This window comes from Sinorhizobium mexicanum (genome assembly GCF_013488225.1).
Taxonomy (GTDB): Bacteria; Pseudomonadota; Alphaproteobacteria; order Rhizobiales; family Rhizobiaceae; genus Sinorhizobium; species Sinorhizobium mexicanum.
Genome location: NZ_CP041238.1, coordinates 1,371,297 through 1,387,647 on the forward strand (window position 1 = coordinate 1,371,297; position 16,351 = coordinate 1,387,647).

The following is a 16,351-nucleotide window of genomic DNA, read 5'->3' on the forward strand; positions in this document are numbered from 1 at the left end:
CAAACCGCACAGCGGATATTGCTCTCCGCGTGCGAGGAAGCTAAAGAACGACCACCTTTGAGAGGAGCCTCGAGCCGATGCTTGCACAAACCAATGACGCCTTCTTCACCCGCTCTCTCGCGGAAAGCGATCCGGAGATCTTCGGTGCGATCGAGAAGGAGCTGGGGCGCCAGCGCCACGAGATCGAGCTGATCGCCTCCGAGAACATTGTTTCGCGTGCCGTGCTCGAGGCCCAGGGCTCGATCATGACGAACAAATATGCCGAGGGCTATCCGGGCAAGCGCTACTACGGCGGCTGCCAGTTCGTCGATATCGCCGAGGAACTGGCGATCGAACGCGCCAAGAAGCTCTTCGGCGTCAACTTTGCCAACGTCCAGCCGAACTCCGGCTCGCAGATGAACCAGGCCGTATTCCTGGCACTGCTGCAGCCGGGCGACACCTTCATGGGCCTCGATCTTAACTCCGGTGGTCACCTGACCCACGGCTCGCCCGTGAACATGTCCGGTAAGTGGTTCAACGTCGTCTCCTACGGAGTCCGCGCCGACGATCACCTGCTCGACATGGACGACGTTGCCGAAAAGGCTCGCAAGCACAAGCCGAAGCTCATCATCGCCGGCGGCACCGCCTATTCGCGCATCTGGGACTGGAAGCGCTTCCGCGAAATCGCCGATGAAGTCGGCGCCTGGCTGATGGTCGACATGGCCCATATCGCCGGTCTCGTTGCCGGTGGTCAGCATCCGTCTCCGTTCCCGCACTGCCACGTCGCCACGACGACGACGCACAAGTCGCTGCGCGGTCCGCGCGGCGGCATGGTGCTCACGAATGACGAGGACATCGCCAAGAAGATCAATTCGGCCGTCTTCCCCGGCCTTCAGGGCGGCCCGCTGATGCACGTGATCGCGGCCAAGGCCGTTGCTCTTGGCGAAGCGCTGCAGCCCTCCTTCAAGGAATATACGGCTCAGATCGTCAAGAACGCCCGCACGCTCGCCGAAACGCTGAAGGCGAACGGCCTCGACATCGTTTCGGGCGGTACAGACAACCACCTGATGCTCGTTGACCTGCGCAAGAAGAACGCGACGGGCAAGCGGGCGGAAGCCGCTCTCGGCCGCGCCTACATCACCTGCAACAAGAACGGCATTCCCTTCGATCCGGAAAAGCCCTTCGTCACGTCGGGCGTCCGTCTCGGTGCGCCGGCTGGCACGACGCGCGGCTTCAAGGAGGCGGAATTCAAGGAAATCGGCGAGTTGATCGTCGAGGTGCTTGATGGCCTCAAGGTTGCCAATTCCGACGAGGGCAACGCCGCCGTGGAAGCTGCGGTGCGCGAGAAGGTGATCAAGCTCACCGACCGGTTCCCGATGTACAGCTACATGTGATCGGACGGCTGCATGCGCTGCCCCTATTGTGGTTCCGAAGACAGCCAGGTGAAGGATTCCCGTCCGGCAGAGGACGGGAATGCCATTCGCCGCCGCCGCATCTGCCCGGATTGCGGCGGCCGCTTCACGACCTTCGAGCGGGTGCAGCTGCGTGAGCTCATGATCATCAAGAAAACCGGCCGGAAGGTACCTTTCGACCGGGACAAGCTGTTGCGTTCATTCGAGATTGCCCTCAGGAAACGCCCCGTCGATCGGGACCGCATCGAGCGCGCGGTGTCGGGCATCGTCCGCCGGCTTGAGAGTTCAGGCGAAACGGAAATCCCTTCCGAAGAAATCGGTCTGCAGGTGCTCGAGGCCTTGAAGAGCCTCGACGATGTCGCCTTCGTCCGCTACGCGTCGGTTTATCGCGATTTCTCGCACGCGGAAGATTTCGAGAAAGTCATCGCGGAGATCAGCGCCAAGATCGCGCGTGATCCTGGCGAATAGGCCCAAGCGGAGCACAGCATGACAGTGCCGACGCGCGAGGACGAAAAGTTCATGGCGGCGGCGTTGCGTCTCGCCCACCGCAACGTCGGGCAGACGTCGACGAACCCTTCTGTCGCATGCATCATCGTCAAGGATGGAACGATCGTCGGACGGGCGGTAACGGCGCCGGGAGGGCGCCCGCATGCCGAGACGCAGGCGCTCGCCGAAGCCGGGGAGAAGGCGAGGGGAGCAACCGCCTATGTCACGCTCGAGCCTTGCTCACATCACGGCAAGACGCCGCCCTGTGCCGACGCCTTGATCGCCTCCGGCGTCTCACGCGTCGTCATTTCAATTCTCGACCCGGACGAGCGTGTCGCCGGACGCGGCGTGGTGATGCTGCGCGACGCCGGCATCGCCGTCGACATTGGCACGCTCCATCGCGACGGAGAGCGGACTCTTGAGGCCTACCTCATGCGTCAGCGCATGAAACGCCCGCAGGTGACACTGAAGCTTGCAGTTTCCCAGGATGGAATGATCGGTCGTGGCGGGGAGGGGCAGGTTCGGATTACCGGCACGGTTTCGCGTGCGCAGGTGCAGGTGCTGCGCGCCGAGACCGACGCGATACTGGTCGGGGTTGGCACGGCGACCGCCGATGATCCGGAACTGACCGTGCGCTTGCCGGGACTGCAGGACCAGTCCCCAATTCGAATCGTTCTCGACCGCCGTGTCGATTTGCCAGTCGGGTCCAAACTCGTCCGTTCCGCGCGCGAAGTTCCGGTAATTGCGGTGGCAGAGGCAAGGCTGGATGAGGATGCTGCCAAGCGTCGCGCGGCGCTCGAGGCCGCTGGCGTCGAGGTGCTGGACGCCGGCAGCATCCCCGACCTTTTGACGGCTCTTGCCTCGCGCGGCATTTCCTCGCTGCTGGTCGAAGGTGGCGCGCGAGCAGCCCGCGCGTTCCTGGATCCGGGCTTGGTTGACCGTATCCTGCTTTTCACCGGCCCGATCACCATTGGCGAAGACGGCATTCGATCCCCATTTGATCGGCAGTCCGTTCCAGCCGGTTTCGTCCGTCGGCGGACGGCGCGTTATGGCGACGATATTTTCGAGGATTACGAGAGAGACATCTGATGTTCACAGGCATTGTCACCGATATCGGTACCGTTGAGGCGGTCACTCCATTGAGGGAAGGCATCAAGCTGCGCGTTGCCACCAATTACGATCCGAAGACGATCGATATGGGCGCCTCGATCGCCCATGCTGGCGTGTGCCTGACCGTCACGGCACTGCCAGAGGTAGGCAGCAACGAGCGCTGGTTCGAGGTCGAGGCATGGGAGGAGGCGCTTCGGCTGACGACGATCGCCGGATGGCAAAAGGGCACGCGCATCAATTTGGAGCGCTCCTTGAAGATCGGTGACGAGCTTGGCGGTCATCTTGTCTCTGGCCATGTGGACGACAGAGCCGAAATCCTCTCGGTGGAGCCGGAAGGAGACGCGGTGCGCTTCCGGCTGCGCGCGCCGGAGCAGCTTGCCAGGTTCGTGGCGCCCAAGGGCTCGGTCGCCCTCGACGGGACCTCGCTCACCGTCAACAAGGTGGATGGCGCCGAGTTCGACGTGCTCCTTATCCGTCACTCGCTCGAAGTCACCACGTGGGGCGAGCGGCGCGCCGGCGATCTTGTCAACTTCGAGGTTGATACTATGGCGCGTTACGCGGCACGGCTGGCAGAATTTCCCGCACCCAAGGCGAAATAGCGACGGTGGAAATGGATCCGCCCCCGACAAGCGGGGGCGGAACTGCCGCTCGGGGCAATGGCTTCAACGCACGTAGAGTGTGAGACTGCCGTCGGCCGCCTGCGCCGCGCCTGCGATGTTGTTCATCTCGACGTCGCGTGCCTTCAGCTTGGCGGCGAGCGCCCTGTTGGCATTGACGGCGGCATGGAGGGCTGCCATCTGTTGCGGGCTTTCCGCGTCGATCCTGGAGCGGGTTTCGCTCATCCGGCTCAGCGTGTCGACATCGACGATGCTGAAATTGTCGCCCTTGAAGTTTCGAACGGTCCGATCGATCTGGTTCGACCAGTTCATTTCGGCGCTGGCTGCGTAAGAGATGCCGCCGAAACTCAAGGCGGAGAGGGTGGCGATGACGGAGATTTTCGCAAAGCGGTTCATGGTCATGCTCCTTTGATTGCCCGCGGGTCTCCGGCGCGTGTCAACGGGGCCGAGGCGTCCCGCGATGGCCAGCACCCATCCTTGGCGGGTGAGGTCACCCGCGGTGAAAAAGGTGCTCGACTGTTTCGACTGGTTGAGGCGGCGCTCTCGTCGCGCGACCGAGAGTTATGTCGTTTCAACGGTTCACACGCTGGGCTGGAATGTGGCCCTTTCAAAGGCATAACGGACTGAAAAATAATTAAAAATTGTTCATGTTCGAGGAAGCTCGTCTAGGCCGCGAACTTCAGGTGCCGTTCGAACAGGATGACGTGGTTGCCGTGATAGGTCGTGCGCCAGAATTCCAGAAAGCCATGCTTGGCCGCCACCCGGATCGATGCCTGGTTGCCGATGTCGATGACGCAGGTCTTCTTCAAGGCCGGAAATCGGCGATCGGCCCAGGCGAGGGCCGCGGTCACCGCTTCCGTGGCCAGCCCTTTGCCATGTGCTCTGGGGGAAAGCGCCCAGCCCATTTCCATCGTGCCTTCGAGGGAGGGCGTGATTATCCGGTGGGCGTCGTGGAACCCGGCTTCGCCGATGAAGGCGGCGGTTGCCTTCTCCTGAATTGCGAAGAAGCCGAAGCCGAAATAGTGCCACATACCGACCTGGCGCAGGAAGCGCGTCCAGGACTGCTCACGCGAATAGGGTATTCCGCCGATGTAGCGTGTGACCTCCTCGTCGGCGAACAAGGCGGTATAGGCGGCAAAGTCGTCGCGCCGGTAGGGGCGTAGCAGAAGCCGTTCGGTTTCGATGGTGGGGACGCTGTGCATGTTTCGATCCAAATTTTTGGGAGGGGAGTTTTAGATCAGGCGCCCGGTTCGCCGTCCCAGTAGTCGGTCGTGGATGCGGCGCGGCCTATAAACCGGAATGAAGCTTTTGGCGAACCGGGACGCCGCGTCTTTGCCAGGAATTTGCCGGAATCGGGGTATTCGCAGATCTCCGTGGCCGCCATCGTCGAGATGGAAAGGTACTTGAGCGCCACCGTTCCGGTGTTGATCAGATGATGCGCGGTTTCGGGGCCACCGGCCGGCGCACCCAGCACGTCGCCAGGACCGACTTCGTGGCGTTCGTTGCCGAAGCGATAGGTCCCCTGTCCCTCCAGGACGATGAACAGCTCTTCCTCCACATGATGGTTGTGAAAGGGGCAGCCAGATTTGCCCGGCGGCACCTCGCCGTAGCCGATGCCCAAATCCTTGAGCCCGAGCAGAGCGCCGAAAGAAACGTCGCTCGACTCGAAAAACGAGCCACGCTGCCAGTGCTCGAGTTTGAGGTTCTTCAGGTTAACGATCGGCTTTCGCGCTTCCGTCATCGTGTTCCTCCCAATCTTTGCGACGCTGCCGTTGCCATCTCGATCACCGAACCTACAGCGCCGCGCGTATCATCAAACGCGCAAAGGTCGCTGTAGCACTTTGAATTTGCTGCATGTTTTTATCCTTAAACCGGCTGCGATTTAAGAAAATCAGTGAGGACAGCTCCACCTTGCAGGATCGACGCCACTGCACCTAAGGTTTAGCTGCAATTAAAGCTGTTGCAAGCAAATACGTTCCTGCAGGCCTGTACTTTTGGCAAGTTCATGGACCGGACTGTGCCCGCTTGGGCTTCGTCCTCGTTACTGTCTCACCCGGGCGGCGGAGAAGCCGTCGCGTCCGCGCCGCAAGCGGCAGCGGCGCGGCAAATGGCCTCCGGCTGGCGGAATTTGCTTGCCATTCTGCGTCGGGCGTGGTTTGACCGCCGCCTGCGCCGGTCAGGTCCGGCCCAAATTTTCAAAGACAGGTGATCCATGGCGAAGACCTCCGCCCACATCTTGATTGTGGAAGCGCGCTTCTATGATGATATGGCCGACGCCTTGCTCGACGGCGCAAAGCACGCGCTCGATGCAGCCGGCGCGACTTATGATATTGTGACAGTTCCAGGGGCGTTGGAAATTCCCGCGGCGATTGCGATGGCGCTCGACGGCGCCGACGAGGGGGGAACCGAATATGACGGCTTCGTCGCGCTCGGCATGGTTATCCGCGGCGAGACCTACCATTTCGATATCGTTGCGAACGAATCCTCGCGCGCCCTGATGGACCTCGCCGTCAGCGAAAGCCTTGCGCTCGGCAACGGTATTCTGACGGTCGAGAATGATGACCAGGCCTGGGCACGCGCCCGCCGGTCGGAAGGCGACAAGGGTGGTTTCGCCGCGCGTGCGGCGCTGACCATGATCGAACTGAAGAAGAAATTGGGCGCAGAACAGTGACGAAGACTCCCTCGGATCAGCCGCTGAAGCAGGTCAACCAGCGTGGTGCCGCGCGCCTCGCAGCCGTCCAGGCGCTTTATCAGATGGATGTCGGCGGCACCGGCGTGCTGGAGATCGTCGCCGAATACGAAGAGCACCGGCTGGGTCGGGAACTCGACGGAGAGACATACCTGAAGGCGGACGCCTCGTGGTTCCGTTCGATTGTGTCGGGCGTCGTGCGCGACCAGCGTATGCTTGACCCGCTGATCGGCTCCGCCCTTCAGGACGATTGGGCACTGTCCCGGCTCGATTCCACCGTCCGTGCGATCCTGCGCGCCGGCACCTTCGAAATGCTCGAGCGCAAGGATGTCCCGGTTCCGGTAATCGTTACCGAGTATGTCGAGATCGCCAAGGCCTTCTTCGAGGATGAGGAGCCGAAGCTCGTCAACGCTGTTCTCGACCGGATCGCCAAGCAGGTCCGCGGCCAGCGGAAATAGCAAAAATGGTGGCAGCGACTGCGGAAGACATGGGGGCGGTTCTCCGCGAGGCACGCCGCAACGTCCTTCTGTTGACCTTTGCGCAAGCGTTGCTCGGCGTGGTCGGGCCGATCAGCTTCGCGGTCGGCGGTGTCGCCGGCCACCAACTCCTCGGCGAAGACAAGTCGCTGGCAACGGCACCGCTTACCGGCTTCAACGTAGGCCTGGCGCTCGGTGTCGTACTTGCCGCGACGCTGTCTCGGCTGGTCGGCAGGCGCTCGGCTTTCATCGGCGGCGCCGTTATCGCCGCGTTGGGCGGGCTGGTTGCAGCCGCGGCGTTATTCCGTGAGAGCTTCTGGCTGTTCACCTTCGGCTTGGCCGTTCTCGGCTCGTCCAGCGGCTTCACGCAAAAGCTTCGCTTCGCGGCGGCAGACGCATCGCCCTCCTTCTACAAGCCGAAGGCGATTTCCTGGATACTGGGCGGCGGCATCATCTCGGCGATACTCGGGCCGCAGATCGTCATTTTCGCCGGTGACTACTTCGCGCCCGTATGGTTTGCGGGTGCCTTCGTGGCCTTGCTGCCGGTCTGCCTTGCGGCCATTGTTTTTTTTGTGCCTCTTCGCCTGCCGGATATCAGAAGCGTTTCGGACCTGCACGCGGCCGCGCCGGTTCGTCCGCTCCGCGAGATCGTCGGTAACCAGCGGTTCCTGAGCGGCATGATCTGCGGCGTTTCCGCCTACGCGCTGATGACCTTCATGATGACGGGCGCACCGGTCGCCATGGTTGTCGGCTGCGGTTTTTCGACCGACCTCGCGACACTCGGAATACAATGGCACGTGCTCGCGATGTTTGGCCCGAGCTTTGCAACGGGCTGGCTCATCGCCCGCTTCGGCGCGGAGCGCATCGTCGCCTGCGGCTTTGTGCTGCTTCTCGCTTGCGCGGCGATCGCTCACATGGGAGTGGCGCTTTGGAATTTCTGGGGTGCACTCGTTCTCCTCGGGCTCGGCTGGAATTTCGCGTTCATAGGCTCGACGGCAATCGTTGCGCAGAGCTATCGGCCGCATGAGGCGGACAAGGTTCAGGGCTTCCACGATATCGTCCTGTTTTCGACGGTCGCCATCGCGTCTTTCGCCTCCGGCAAGGTACTTTCCGCCTATGGGTGGGACGTGCTCAACGCACTCGTCTGGCCGGTTGCTGGCATCTGCCTCTTCCTTCTTCTGATGCTGATGCGGAGGAACGGGCGCATTGCCGCCTGAGCGACGGCCAGCCGAGGCTCAGTAAAATCTTCCGACTCCCTCCAAACGCGATCACTCCGGTATTTTCAGGGGCTTGACGATCCCCATTCGCGCCCGCACTCTGGCCGCGCCGTGAGGGGTGCCGCTTGAGGATGCGGCGCGCGATTCGCGGAATGAGGGGCCTGCGGGAGGGAGTGAACCTGCAGGTTGAAACGGAGGATAATGCGAAATGACCTTACTTTTAGGCGTTATCGCATGCGGGTTGCTCGCGGTGGCCTATGCCATCTGGGCAACGCAGTCGGTGCTTGCCGCCGATCAGGGGAACGCCCGCATGCAGGAGATCGCAGGCTTTATCAGGGAGGGGGCGCAGGCCTACCTCACACGTCAATACAGGACCATTGCCATCGTCGGTGTCGTCGTTTTCATCGCCGCGTGGATTCTTCTCTCGAGTGCAGCCGCAATCGGCTTCCTGATTGGTGCGGTGCTGTCGGGGGCGGCGGGTTTCATCGGCATGCATGTCTCGGTCAGGGCCAACGTTCGCACGGCCCAGGCCGCATCGGTCAGCCTCGCCTCCGGTCTCGATATTGCCTTCAAATCGGGCGCAATCACCGGCCTGTTGGTGGCCGGCCTGGCCCTGCTCGGCGTCTCGGTCTACTACCTCATCCTGACGGCGGGCTTCGGGCACGATCCGGCTTCGCGTGAGGTTATCGATGCGCTTGTGGCGCTCGGCTTCGGAGCATCGCTGATCTCGATCTTCGCCCGCCTCGGCGGCGGCATCTTCACCAAGGGAGCCGACGTCGGTGGCGATCTCGTCGGCAAGGTGGAAGCGGGCATTCCGGAAGACGATCCGCGCAACCCGGCGACCATCGCCGACAACGTCGGCGACAATGTCGGCGATTGCGCAGGGATGGCAGCAGACCTTTTCGAAACCTACGCGGTTTCGGTCGTGGCGACCATGGTGCTGGCATCGATCTTTTTCGCCGGTACTCCGCTGCTCGCGACGGTGATGGTCTATCCGCTGGCGATCTGCGCGGCTTGCATCATCACGTCGATCATCGGCACCTTCTTCGTCAAGCTCGGCACCAACGGCTCGATCATGGGCGCGCTTTATCGCGGCCTGATCGTCACGGGTGCGCTCTCGATCATCGGTCTTGGCGCCGCGACTTCGCTGACGATCGGTTGGGGTTCGATCGGGACCGTCGCGGGCAAGGATGTCACCGGCTGGGGACTGTTCATCTGCGGCATCCTGGGCCTTGTCGTCACCGCACTGATCGTCGTCATCACGGAATACTATACCGGTACCAACAAGCGGCCGGTGAATTCGATTGCGCAGGCCTCCGTTACCGGTCACGGCACCAACGTGATCCAGGGCCTGGCCGTCTCGCTGGAGTCGACCGCATTGCCGGCGATCGTCATCGTCGGCGGCATCATCGCCACCTACCAGCTCGCGGGCCTCTTCGGTACCGCCATTGCAGTCACCGCCATGCTCGGTCTCGCAGGCATGATCGTGGCACTCGATGCTTTTGGTCCGGTCACCGACAACGCCGGTGGCATCGCCGAGATGTCGCATCTGCCGCCGGAAGTGCGTAAGTCGACCGACGCGCTTGATGCCGTCGGCAACACGACCAAGGCGGTGACCAAGGGCTATGCGATCGGTTCCGCGGGCCTCGGCGCTCTCGTGCTTTTCGCGGCCTATTCGAACGACCTCACCTACTTCGCCGCCAATGGCGACAAACATCCCTATTTCGCCGATGTGGGTGCGATCTCGTTTGACCTGTCCAACCCCTATGTCGTCGCCGGCCTGATCTTCGGCGGCCTCATTCCCTATCTTTTCGGCGGCATCGCCATGACGGCCGTCGGCCGTGCAGGCGGCGCTGTCGTCGAGGAAGTGCGCCGCCAGTTCAAGGAGAAGCCGGGCATCATGGAAGGCAAGGACCGGCCCGACTACGGCCGCGCCGTCGACATGCTGACCAAGGCGGCGATCCGGGAAATGATCGTGCCTTCGCTGCTGCCGGTGCTGGCGCCGATCGTCGTCTACTTCGGCGTGCTGCTGATTTCCGGCTCGAAGGCCTCGGCCTTTGCCGCGCTCGGGGCGTCGCTCCTCGGCGTTATCGTCAACGGGCTTTTCGTCGCCATATCGATGACGTCCGGGGGCGGGGCATGGGACAATGCCAAGAAGAGCTTCGAAGACGGTTTCGTCGACAAGAATGGCACGCGCCACATGAAGGGTTCCGATGCCCACAAGGCTTCGGTCACCGGCGACACCGTCGGCGATCCCTACAAGGATACGGCTGGCCCCGCGGTCAACCCGGCGATCAAGATCACCAATATCGTGGCGCTGCTGTTGCTGGCTGTCCTGGCCTGACAGAGGCTCCCGCAAAAACAAAAAAGGCCCGCGAACCATGTTCGCGGGCCTTTTTTGCATGTCGCGACTTATGGGCCCTTGCCAAAGTCCTTGAAGAGGTTTCGCGCCGCTGCCTGTCCGGCGCCCGGGCCGCTCAGGAGCTGGCCGAGGAAGCTCGTTTCCTTGCCGCCGGTCGGCGTCGTGCGCGACAGCATGTCGAAGACCTTACCGTCCTTCATCGTATAATGTGCGAGCTGGCTTACGACGCCTTCCTTGTCGAAGTAGACGGCAAGGATCGATTGGTCGATGAGCTTCGGCTTCATGAAGGCGACCGGCCGCTTGCGCGTCTGCGAGATGTAATAGAAGACCTCGTTGTCGAAGGTGGCGGTCGTCGACGGCGTGCCCAGAGAGAGCAGCACCTGCTCGCGGCTCGATCCGACCGGGACAAGGTTCAGCGTTTCCTGGTCAACGACATAACCTTGATGGAGGACCTCGCCCATATTCGCCGTCGTGCAGGCGGCAAGCGTTGTTGTGCAAAGGGAAGCCACGAGCACGGCACGGCTTAGAACATTCAGGTTTGATATCAAATACCGCTTCGACAAGGACTGTTCCCCTGGAGTAACGATGGCAGATCCGCCATTGCAATTCGTGCCTGCTTCGGTAAACCAGCTTCGGCTATCATGCAATAACGTCGTGGGCGCCGCCCACATTTCGAGAAAGCCAGAGCTGGGCTTTGTGATGATTTTTGGACTGTTCAAGAGAAAAAGCGGCAATATTGCGATTGTGGAGCGCCAGTATGCGTTGCTGACCGCCGCCGCACGCCAGCCGTTTCTGTACACCGACCTTGCTGTCCCCGACACGGTCATGGGCCGCTTCGAGATGTTGTCGGCAATCCTGATTCTCTATTTTCGGCGGACACGCGCCTCCGCGCGCACCGGGCAGGAGATCGCGCAGGAAATCGTCGATGCCTTTTTCGAAGACGTCGACCACTCGATCCGCGAACTCGGCGTTGGTGACGTGGGCGTGCCAAAGAAGATGAAGAAGTTCGCCGGCATGTTCTACGGCCGCCTCGAATCCTATGCCGCCGCGCTCGAGCAAGGGGATGGAGAGGCGCTGGCCGCCGCGCTGCGCCGCAACTTCCATCCCGATGCCCACGAAGGGCCGGCGATGGACGGACTGGCCGCCTATCTTCTGGCCACCGAAGCGGTCCTGTCCGAGACGCCGGAAGAGGTGGTCGAAGCGGGCCAGTTGCGCATGCCGCCGGCAGGAGCGTAATAGGCCGATAGCGATGCCGCCCGAAGATCGCGCTCGGCGGCTGTATGCGCGGCATGGAGATCCGATGCCGCGAGGAAGGATCTTGTCATGAGAGACGATAGCAAACCGGCGTTCTCCTACCCGGTGAAGGTGGGACACATCTCGGCAAACGCGGTCAGCGTCCATCTTTCGGCGAGCGAGGCCGAGCGCCGGGCGCTTGCCAAGCTCTGGAATGTCGAAGAAGTGCTCTCGCTCGCCGCCGACCTCCAGATCGCGCGCTGGAAGAAGGACGGAGTGAAGATCAAGGGAGATGTCGCTGCCCGCGTTGTCCAGTCCTGCGTGGTGACGCTCGAACCGGTCGAGGCGGAGATAAACGAGTCCGTCGAGGCGATTTTCGTGCCGGAAGGATCGCGGCTTGCACGCCAGGCGCACAACGACGGTGGCGAGATGGTACTCGATCCGGATGGTCCGGACATTCCCGACACCTTTGCCGGCGATACCATCGATGCGGGCGTCGTGGTCAGCGAGCATGTCGCCCTCGCCATCGATCCCTATCCGCGCAAGGAAGGTGCGGTCTTCGGTGAGCGCATCGAAAGCTCTGCGGAGGATGACAAGCGGCCGAACCCGTTTGCCGCGCTGAAGGACTGGAAAAAGGATTGAAACGGCGAAAGCCGCGCCTACAATTCGGTTGTCACGCAGACGAAAAGCAGTATTTTGGCCCGACTCCAGCCGATGGGGCCGATGCGCCGTGACGTCGCATGTCGGCTCAAGCGTCAGAAGGAACAAGGATCGCCCCGCGTGAAAAGTGATGCGCAGGGCGAGACGCGTTGCGTGGGCAGGAAAAAAGGATAAGACACGCGTGGTCAGAATTTCACTTGACGTGATGGGGGGCGACTATGGTCCTGAAGTCGTCATCCCGGGCGCAGCAAGAGCGCTCGAACGTCACCCGGACATAAGATTCGTCTTGTTCGGTCAGGAAGCGCGATGCGCCGAGCTTCTGGCCAAGCATCCGAAGCTGAATGCAGCGAGCACTTTCAACGATTGCGAAATCGCCGTCGCCATGGACGAAAAGCCTAGCCAGGCGCTCCGGCGTGGGCGTGGCAAATCGAGCATGTGGAAGGCGATCGACGCGATCAATGCCGGCGAGGCGGATGTGGTCGTTTCCGCAGGCAATACAGGCGCGCTAATGGCGATGTCCGTCTTCTGTCTCAGAACCATGCAGGGGATCCAGCGCCCTGCGATTGCCGCCATCTGGCCGACACTCAAAGGGGAAAGCATCGTCCTCGACGTTGGCGCGACGATCGGCGCGGACGCGCAGCAACTCATGGATTTCGCCTTGATGGGCGGCGCGATGGCTCGCGCACTGTTCGAGGTCGAGCATCCTTCGGTCGGCTTGCTCAATGTCGGCGTGGAAGAAATCAAGGGCCAGGAAGAGGTCAAGGAGGCCGGACGGCTCATCCGCGAGGCCAACATCGAGGGCATCGACTATTACGGTTTCGTTGAAGGCGACGATATTGGCCGCGGAACCGTCGATGTCGTTGTGACCGAAGGCTTCTCTGGGAATATCGCCTTGAAGGCGGCCGAAGGAACGGCGCGCCAGATTGCCGAATATTTGCGCGCGGCGATGTCGCGCACATTGCTCGCGAAGATCGGTTACGTGTTCGCCAAGGGCGCCTTCGACCGGTTGCGTGAAAAGATGGACCCGCGGAAGGTCAACGGCGGCGTGTTCCTCGGCCTCAATGGCGTCGTCATCAAGAGCCATGGTGGCACCGACGCCGAGGGTTTCGCGGCCGCAATCGATGTCGGCTACGACATGGTAAAGAACGGCCTCAAGGCCAAAATAGAAAGCGACCTGGCGAAATATCACGGCGCGCAGCCGTCTGAACCCCTCCCGCCGGCATGAATGATGAGGTTTTGAGTAAATGATCCGTTCCGTCGTTCGCGGCTTCGGGGCAGCGCTGCCGAAGCAAGTGATGACCAACAAGGAAATGGAATCGAAGGTCGACACGTCCGACGAATGGATCGTGCAGCGGACCGGGATTCGCCAGCGTTACATCGCCAGCGAGGGCGAAACGACGGCATCACTCGGGGAAAGTGCCGCGCGCGCCGCGCTTGCGCGGGCCGATCTGACGGCCGACGATCTGGACCTGATCATCGTCGCCACATCCACTCCGGACAACACGTTTCCGGCGACGGCGGTGAACATCCAGAACCGCCTCGGCATGCGGCACGGCGCGGCCTTCGATCTGCAGGCGGTCTGTTCCGGCTTCGTCTATGCGGTGGCGACGGCGGATGCCTACATCCGCGGCGGCCTCGCCAAGCGCGCTCTGGTGATTGGGGCGGAGACGTTCTCGCGCATCCTCGACTGGTCCGATCGCACGACTTGTGTCCTCTTTGGCGACGGTGCCGGCGCGATCATCCTTGAAGCCCAGGAGGGCGCAGGCACGAATGCCGACCGCGGCGTGCTGACGGCACAACTGCGCTCAGACGGCATTCATGGCGACAAGCTTTACGTCGACGGCGGCCCATCGACCACGGGCACCGTGGGTCATCTCAGGATGGAAGGGCGCGAGGTGTTCAAGCATGCCGTCGGCATGATCACGGATGTGATCGAGGCGGCTTTCGAGGCAACGGGAACGACGGCAGATGACGTCGACTGGCTGGTTCCGCACCAGGCCAATCGGCGCATCATCGATGGCTCTGCAAAGAAGCTTGGCATCCCGCTCGATAAGGTTGTGGTGACGGTCGACGTCCACGGCAATACCTCGGCCGCCTCCATTCCGCTCGCGCTTGATACCGCGGCCGCCGACGGGCGGATAAAGAAAGGCGACCTCGTGATGCTCGAGGCGATGGGCGGCGGCTTCACCTGGGGTTCCGTTCTCATCCGGTGGTAAAGAAAATAATGAAGCACCGCAGGCGCTTGACCGCAAAAGGCAAGGGCAATAGTCTTCCTTCGCTGATCGGCATGCCAGACATCGGTGGGGGAAGATGAGCGGAAAAACAGTAACACGGGCGGACTTGGCTGAGTCGGTTTTTCGCAAGGTGGGCCTATCTCGTACAGAGTCGGCCGAACTCGTGGAAACGGTCATTGATGAAATATGCAACGCAATCGTGCGTGGCGAGAGCGTGAAACTATCCTCCTTTGCGACGTTCCAGGTGCGCGACAAGAATGAGCGCATCGGGCGCAATCCGAAAACCGGCGAGGAAGTTCCAATTTCACCGCGCCGGGTGATGACCTTCAAGGCGTCCAACGTATTGAAACAGCGCGTGCTGAAGGCGCATTTGAGCCGCAAGGCCAAGCAGAGGCCGGCCGCTCCGGCGTCGTGATCCCCTGCTCGAAACCACAAATGTGGTTGAAAACCTGTCCATAACCCATTGAAATGGGCGCGACTCGTGCGATCATCGCGCGGTGATCCGTCCATTGCGGTGCTGACAAGCCGCGTGATCTGTAATGGGGATGATATGGACAAAAGCCCGGACGCCTTCCGCACAATCAGCGAGGTCGCAGACGAACTCGATCTGCCGCAACACGTTCTGCGTTTCTGGGAGACACGATTCCAGCAGATCAAACCGATGAAGCGGGGCGGCGGTCGGCGATATTATCGCCCGGAGGACGTCGATCTCCTCAAGGGCATTCGCCACCTCCTCTATGATCACGGCTACACGATCAAGGGCGTGCAAAAGCTCCTGAAGGCCAACGGCAACAAGTTCGTTGCGGCGATCGCAAGCGGCGATCTTGCAACTGTCGAAGCACTCGCAGCTTCCAGCAACGAGGAGCCGCAACCGCCGAAGGTCGGTGTCGCCGACGAGGACCAGATCGTCGGTCGCGCGAAGGCTCCGGCGGGCCGGCGGTTTTTCTCCTTCGGCGGTGGCGGTGGCGACGACGCGGAGATATCGATCGGCAAGGCTTCCGTAAGCAAGGAAGACCGGGCGCTGTTGCAGGAGGCGCTTTACGATCTTCTGGAATGCAAGCGGCTGCTCGATCAGGTGCGGTGACACCGCTACTTGATCATTTCACTGTTTCATTGAAACAGGTGAAATGATCTAACTCGTTGAAACTGCGCAATTCCGGACGGAAAACCGTTACACACTTTTCCTAGAATTGCTCCAAGGCATCTAGATGAGTGTGATTGGTGGCTACCGGTGCAGGGCTATTTTGCTCTGCGCGGCTTGGAAGTGCCGTTCGTAAGTCGATCCGGAGTGAAGGCAAACGCCGGGAAATGAATACGCTCAAGGAAGGCAAGATCGTTCGCCCCTGCCTGAGGCTTCGCCGTCGGCGCGACTTGCATCGCCGCTGAGAGCTGATCGAGATATTCCAGCGCCTCGTGGGCCGCCAGGACCGTTAGCATCCTGCCGTCTGCCTGGCCCGCCTGCTGCAGGTCGTTCCTTGTACTCTCCACCGCCTCGCGGACGAAGCCTCGTGGGTCAGGGCTCTGTGAAGCGGCCCATTCGAGAAGGCGGCACATCATCATTTCATTCACACGCAAGGCGGCGACGGTTTGACCAAGTAGCAGCGTCAGTTTCTGAAGCTTATCTTCGTTTACCTTCCGGGACATCTGTATCTTTCCGTCGTTTGGCTTTCTTCTGGAGCGTCTCCCACGGCCAACGAAATGTGCGGGCGGCTCAGCCGGCATGGACCGAACGGCACCGCGCATGGTTTTGTTCCCCGTAGGTCTGGTCAGGTATATCCCGGCTTCGACCCCGCAAGTCCCCGTCGGCAAGCTTCGTCGCATCGCATTGGCGTGGGCGGTAGAGCGGTTACGGGCGAAGGCGCCTGTTGCATGAAGG

At 61.6% G+C, this 16,351-nt stretch carries 19 protein-coding genes; 14 read left to right on the forward strand and 5 right to left on the reverse strand.

Annotation, left to right across the window (positions count from 1 at the left end; genetic code table 11):
* Window positions 1-77: 77 nt before the first annotated feature.
* The 4 genes from glyA to FKV68_RS06425 are packed head-to-tail and all read left to right on the forward strand — an operon-like array spanning window position 78 to window position 3,586.
* The gene (gene glyA / locus FKV68_RS06410) at window positions 78-1,373 is read left to right on the forward strand and encodes a serine hydroxymethyltransferase (protein ID WP_180940692.1); all 1,296 of its coding nucleotides are present in this window, start codon (window positions 78-80) and stop codon (window positions 1,371-1,373) included.
* A gap of 12 nt (window positions 1,374-1,385) precedes the next feature.
* On the forward strand, window positions 1,386-1,859 hold the full coding sequence (gene nrdR, locus FKV68_RS06415) for a transcriptional regulator NrdR (protein WP_003529310.1): 474 nt from the start codon (window positions 1,386-1,388) through the stop codon (window positions 1,857-1,859).
* Between the two features lie 18 nt (window positions 1,860-1,877).
* Window positions 1,878-2,966, forward strand: coding sequence for a bifunctional diaminohydroxyphosphoribosylaminopyrimidine deaminase/5-amino-6-(5-phosphoribosylamino)uracil reductase RibD (gene ribD, locus FKV68_RS06420; RefSeq protein ID WP_180940694.1), 1,089 nt, complete (start codon window positions 1,878-1,880; stop codon window positions 2,964-2,966).
* Entirely contained in the window at window positions 2,966-3,586 is a 621-nt protein-coding gene (locus FKV68_RS06425; RefSeq protein WP_180940696.1) for a riboflavin synthase, read from the forward strand. Before ribD ends, FKV68_RS06425 begins: the two co-directional genes overlap by 1 nt.
* A gap of 63 nt (window positions 3,587-3,649) precedes the next feature.
* Here FKV68_RS06425 and FKV68_RS06430 read toward each other — a convergent pair whose 3' ends face one another.
* From FKV68_RS06430 to FKV68_RS06440, 3 genes are all read right to left on the reverse strand, one after another.
* Entirely contained in the window at window positions 3,650-4,000 is a 351-nt protein-coding gene (locus tag FKV68_RS06430; protein ID WP_180940698.1) for a hypothetical protein, read from the reverse strand.
* A 269-nt stretch (window positions 4,001-4,269) separates the two neighbouring features.
* Entirely contained in the window at window positions 4,270-4,806 is a 537-nt protein-coding gene (locus FKV68_RS06435; RefSeq protein ID WP_180940700.1) for a GNAT family N-acetyltransferase, read from the reverse strand.
* Between the two features lie 35 nt (window positions 4,807-4,841).
* Window positions 4,842-5,345 (reverse strand): cupin domain-containing protein, encoded by a 504-nt coding sequence (locus FKV68_RS06440; RefSeq protein WP_180940701.1) that lies wholly within the window; start codon window positions 5,343-5,345, stop codon window positions 4,842-4,844.
* Window positions 5,346-5,816: 471 nt separating this feature from the next.
* Between FKV68_RS06440 and ribH the strand changes: the two genes are divergently transcribed.
* The 4 genes from ribH to FKV68_RS06460 all read left to right on the forward strand — a co-directional run bounded on the left by ribH (window position 5,817) and on the right by FKV68_RS06460 (window position 10,330).
* On the forward strand, window positions 5,817-6,275 hold the full coding sequence (ribH, locus tag FKV68_RS06445) for a 6,7-dimethyl-8-ribityllumazine synthase (RefSeq protein WP_180940703.1): 459 nt from the start codon (window positions 5,817-5,819) through the stop codon (window positions 6,273-6,275).
* Window positions 6,272-6,751 (forward strand): transcription antitermination factor NusB, encoded by a 480-nt coding sequence (gene nusB, locus FKV68_RS06450; protein ID WP_180940705.1) that lies wholly within the window; start codon window positions 6,272-6,274, stop codon window positions 6,749-6,751. The genes ribH and nusB overlap by 4 nt, the downstream gene beginning before the upstream one ends.
* A gap of 29 nt (window positions 6,752-6,780) precedes the next feature.
* The gene (locus FKV68_RS06455; protein WP_180941425.1) at window positions 6,781-7,986 is read left to right on the forward strand and encodes an MFS transporter; all 1,206 of its coding nucleotides are present in this window, start codon (window positions 6,781-6,783) and stop codon (window positions 7,984-7,986) included.
* A 208-nt stretch (window positions 7,987-8,194) separates the two neighbouring features.
* On the forward strand, window positions 8,195-10,330 hold the full coding sequence (locus tag FKV68_RS06460) for a sodium-translocating pyrophosphatase (RefSeq protein ID WP_180940707.1): 2,136 nt from the start codon (window positions 8,195-8,197) through the stop codon (window positions 10,328-10,330).
* A 68-nt stretch (window positions 10,331-10,398) separates the two neighbouring features.
* Here the strand turns inward: FKV68_RS06460 and FKV68_RS06465 are convergent, their stop codons facing one another.
* Window positions 10,399-10,911, reverse strand: a complete 513-nt coding sequence (locus FKV68_RS06465) for an outer membrane protein assembly factor BamE (protein ID WP_180940709.1) — start codon at window positions 10,909-10,911, stop codon at window positions 10,399-10,401.
* Window positions 10,912-11,047: 136 nt separating this feature from the next.
* Here FKV68_RS06465 and FKV68_RS06470 point away from each other — a divergent pair, with 136 nt between their 5' ends.
* The 6 genes from FKV68_RS06470 to FKV68_RS06495 all read left to right on the forward strand — a co-directional run bounded on the left by FKV68_RS06470 (window position 11,048) and on the right by FKV68_RS06495 (window position 15,559).
* Window positions 11,048-11,584, forward strand: coding sequence for a ubiquinol-cytochrome C chaperone family protein (locus FKV68_RS06470; protein ID WP_180941426.1), 537 nt, complete (start codon window positions 11,048-11,050; stop codon window positions 11,582-11,584).
* Window positions 11,585-11,671: 87 nt separating this feature from the next.
* The gene (locus tag FKV68_RS06475; RefSeq protein WP_180940710.1) at window positions 11,672-12,223 is read left to right on the forward strand and encodes a YceD family protein; all 552 of its coding nucleotides are present in this window, start codon (window positions 11,672-11,674) and stop codon (window positions 12,221-12,223) included.
* Window positions 12,224-12,422: 199 nt separating this feature from the next.
* Window positions 12,423-13,466, forward strand: a complete 1,044-nt coding sequence (gene plsX, locus FKV68_RS06480; protein ID WP_180940712.1) for a phosphate acyltransferase PlsX — start codon at window positions 12,423-12,425, stop codon at window positions 13,464-13,466.
* A gap of 19 nt (window positions 13,467-13,485) precedes the next feature.
* Entirely contained in the window at window positions 13,486-14,457 is a 972-nt protein-coding gene (locus FKV68_RS06485) for a beta-ketoacyl-ACP synthase III (RefSeq protein ID WP_180940714.1), read from the forward strand.
* Between the two features lie 94 nt (window positions 14,458-14,551).
* Window positions 14,552-14,890, forward strand: a complete 339-nt coding sequence (locus FKV68_RS06490) for an integration host factor subunit alpha (protein WP_180940716.1) — start codon at window positions 14,552-14,554, stop codon at window positions 14,888-14,890.
* Between the two features lie 135 nt (window positions 14,891-15,025).
* On the forward strand, window positions 15,026-15,559 hold the full coding sequence (locus tag FKV68_RS06495) for a MerR family transcriptional regulator (RefSeq protein ID WP_180940717.1): 534 nt from the start codon (window positions 15,026-15,028) through the stop codon (window positions 15,557-15,559).
* A 155-nt stretch (window positions 15,560-15,714) separates the two neighbouring features.
* Here the strand turns inward: FKV68_RS06495 and FKV68_RS06500 are convergent, their stop codons facing one another.
* Window positions 15,715-16,218: a hypothetical protein gene (locus tag FKV68_RS06500; RefSeq protein WP_245181247.1), complete on the reverse strand. Its 504-nt coding sequence runs from the start codon at window positions 16,216-16,218 to the stop codon at window positions 15,715-15,717.
* Between the last annotated feature and the right edge of the window lie 133 nt (window positions 16,219-16,351).

Coding starts and splice junctions, on each gene's coding strand:
- FKV68_RS06455 (WP_180941425.1), top strand. CDS start 6,781: ATGGGGGCGGTTCTCCGCGAGGCACGCCGCAACGTCCTTCTGTTGACC.
- nrdR (WP_003529310.1), top strand. CDS start 1,386: ATGCGCTGCCCCTATTGTGGTTCCGAAGACAGCCAGGTGAAGGATTCC.
- FKV68_RS06460 (WP_180940707.1), top strand. CDS start 8,195: ATGACCTTACTTTTAGGCGTTATCGCATGCGGGTTGCTCGCGGTGGCC.
- FKV68_RS06430 (WP_180940698.1), bottom strand. CDS start 4,000: ATGAACCGCTTTGCGAAAATCTCCGTCATCGCCACCCTCTCCGCCTTG.
- ribH (WP_180940703.1), top strand. CDS start 5,817: ATGGCGAAGACCTCCGCCCACATCTTGATTGTGGAAGCGCGCTTCTAT.
- ribD (WP_180940694.1), top strand. CDS start 1,878: ATGACAGTGCCGACGCGCGAGGACGAAAAGTTCATGGCGGCGGCGTTG.
- FKV68_RS06475 (WP_180940710.1), top strand. CDS start 11,672: ATGAGAGACGATAGCAAACCGGCGTTCTCCTACCCGGTGAAGGTGGGA.
- FKV68_RS06440 (WP_180940701.1), bottom strand. CDS start 5,345: ATGACGGAAGCGCGAAAGCCGATCGTTAACCTGAAGAACCTCAAACTC.
- FKV68_RS06500 (WP_245181247.1), bottom strand. CDS start 16,218: ATGCGCGGTGCCGTTCGGTCCATGCCGGCTGAGCCGCCCGCACATTTC.
- glyA (WP_180940692.1), top strand. CDS start 78: ATGCTTGCACAAACCAATGACGCCTTCTTCACCCGCTCTCTCGCGGAA.
- FKV68_RS06435 (WP_180940700.1), bottom strand. CDS start 4,806: ATGCACAGCGTCCCCACCATCGAAACCGAACGGCTTCTGCTACGCCCC.
- FKV68_RS06425 (WP_180940696.1), top strand. CDS start 2,966: ATGTTCACAGGCATTGTCACCGATATCGGTACCGTTGAGGCGGTCACT.
- FKV68_RS06470 (WP_180941426.1), top strand. CDS start 11,048: ATGATTTTTGGACTGTTCAAGAGAAAAAGCGGCAATATTGCGATTGTG.
- FKV68_RS06495 (WP_180940717.1), top strand. CDS start 15,026: ATGGACAAAAGCCCGGACGCCTTCCGCACAATCAGCGAGGTCGCAGAC.
- FKV68_RS06485 (WP_180940714.1), top strand. CDS start 13,486: ATGATCCGTTCCGTCGTTCGCGGCTTCGGGGCAGCGCTGCCGAAGCAA.
- FKV68_RS06490 (WP_180940716.1), top strand. CDS start 14,552: ATGAGCGGAAAAACAGTAACACGGGCGGACTTGGCTGAGTCGGTTTTT.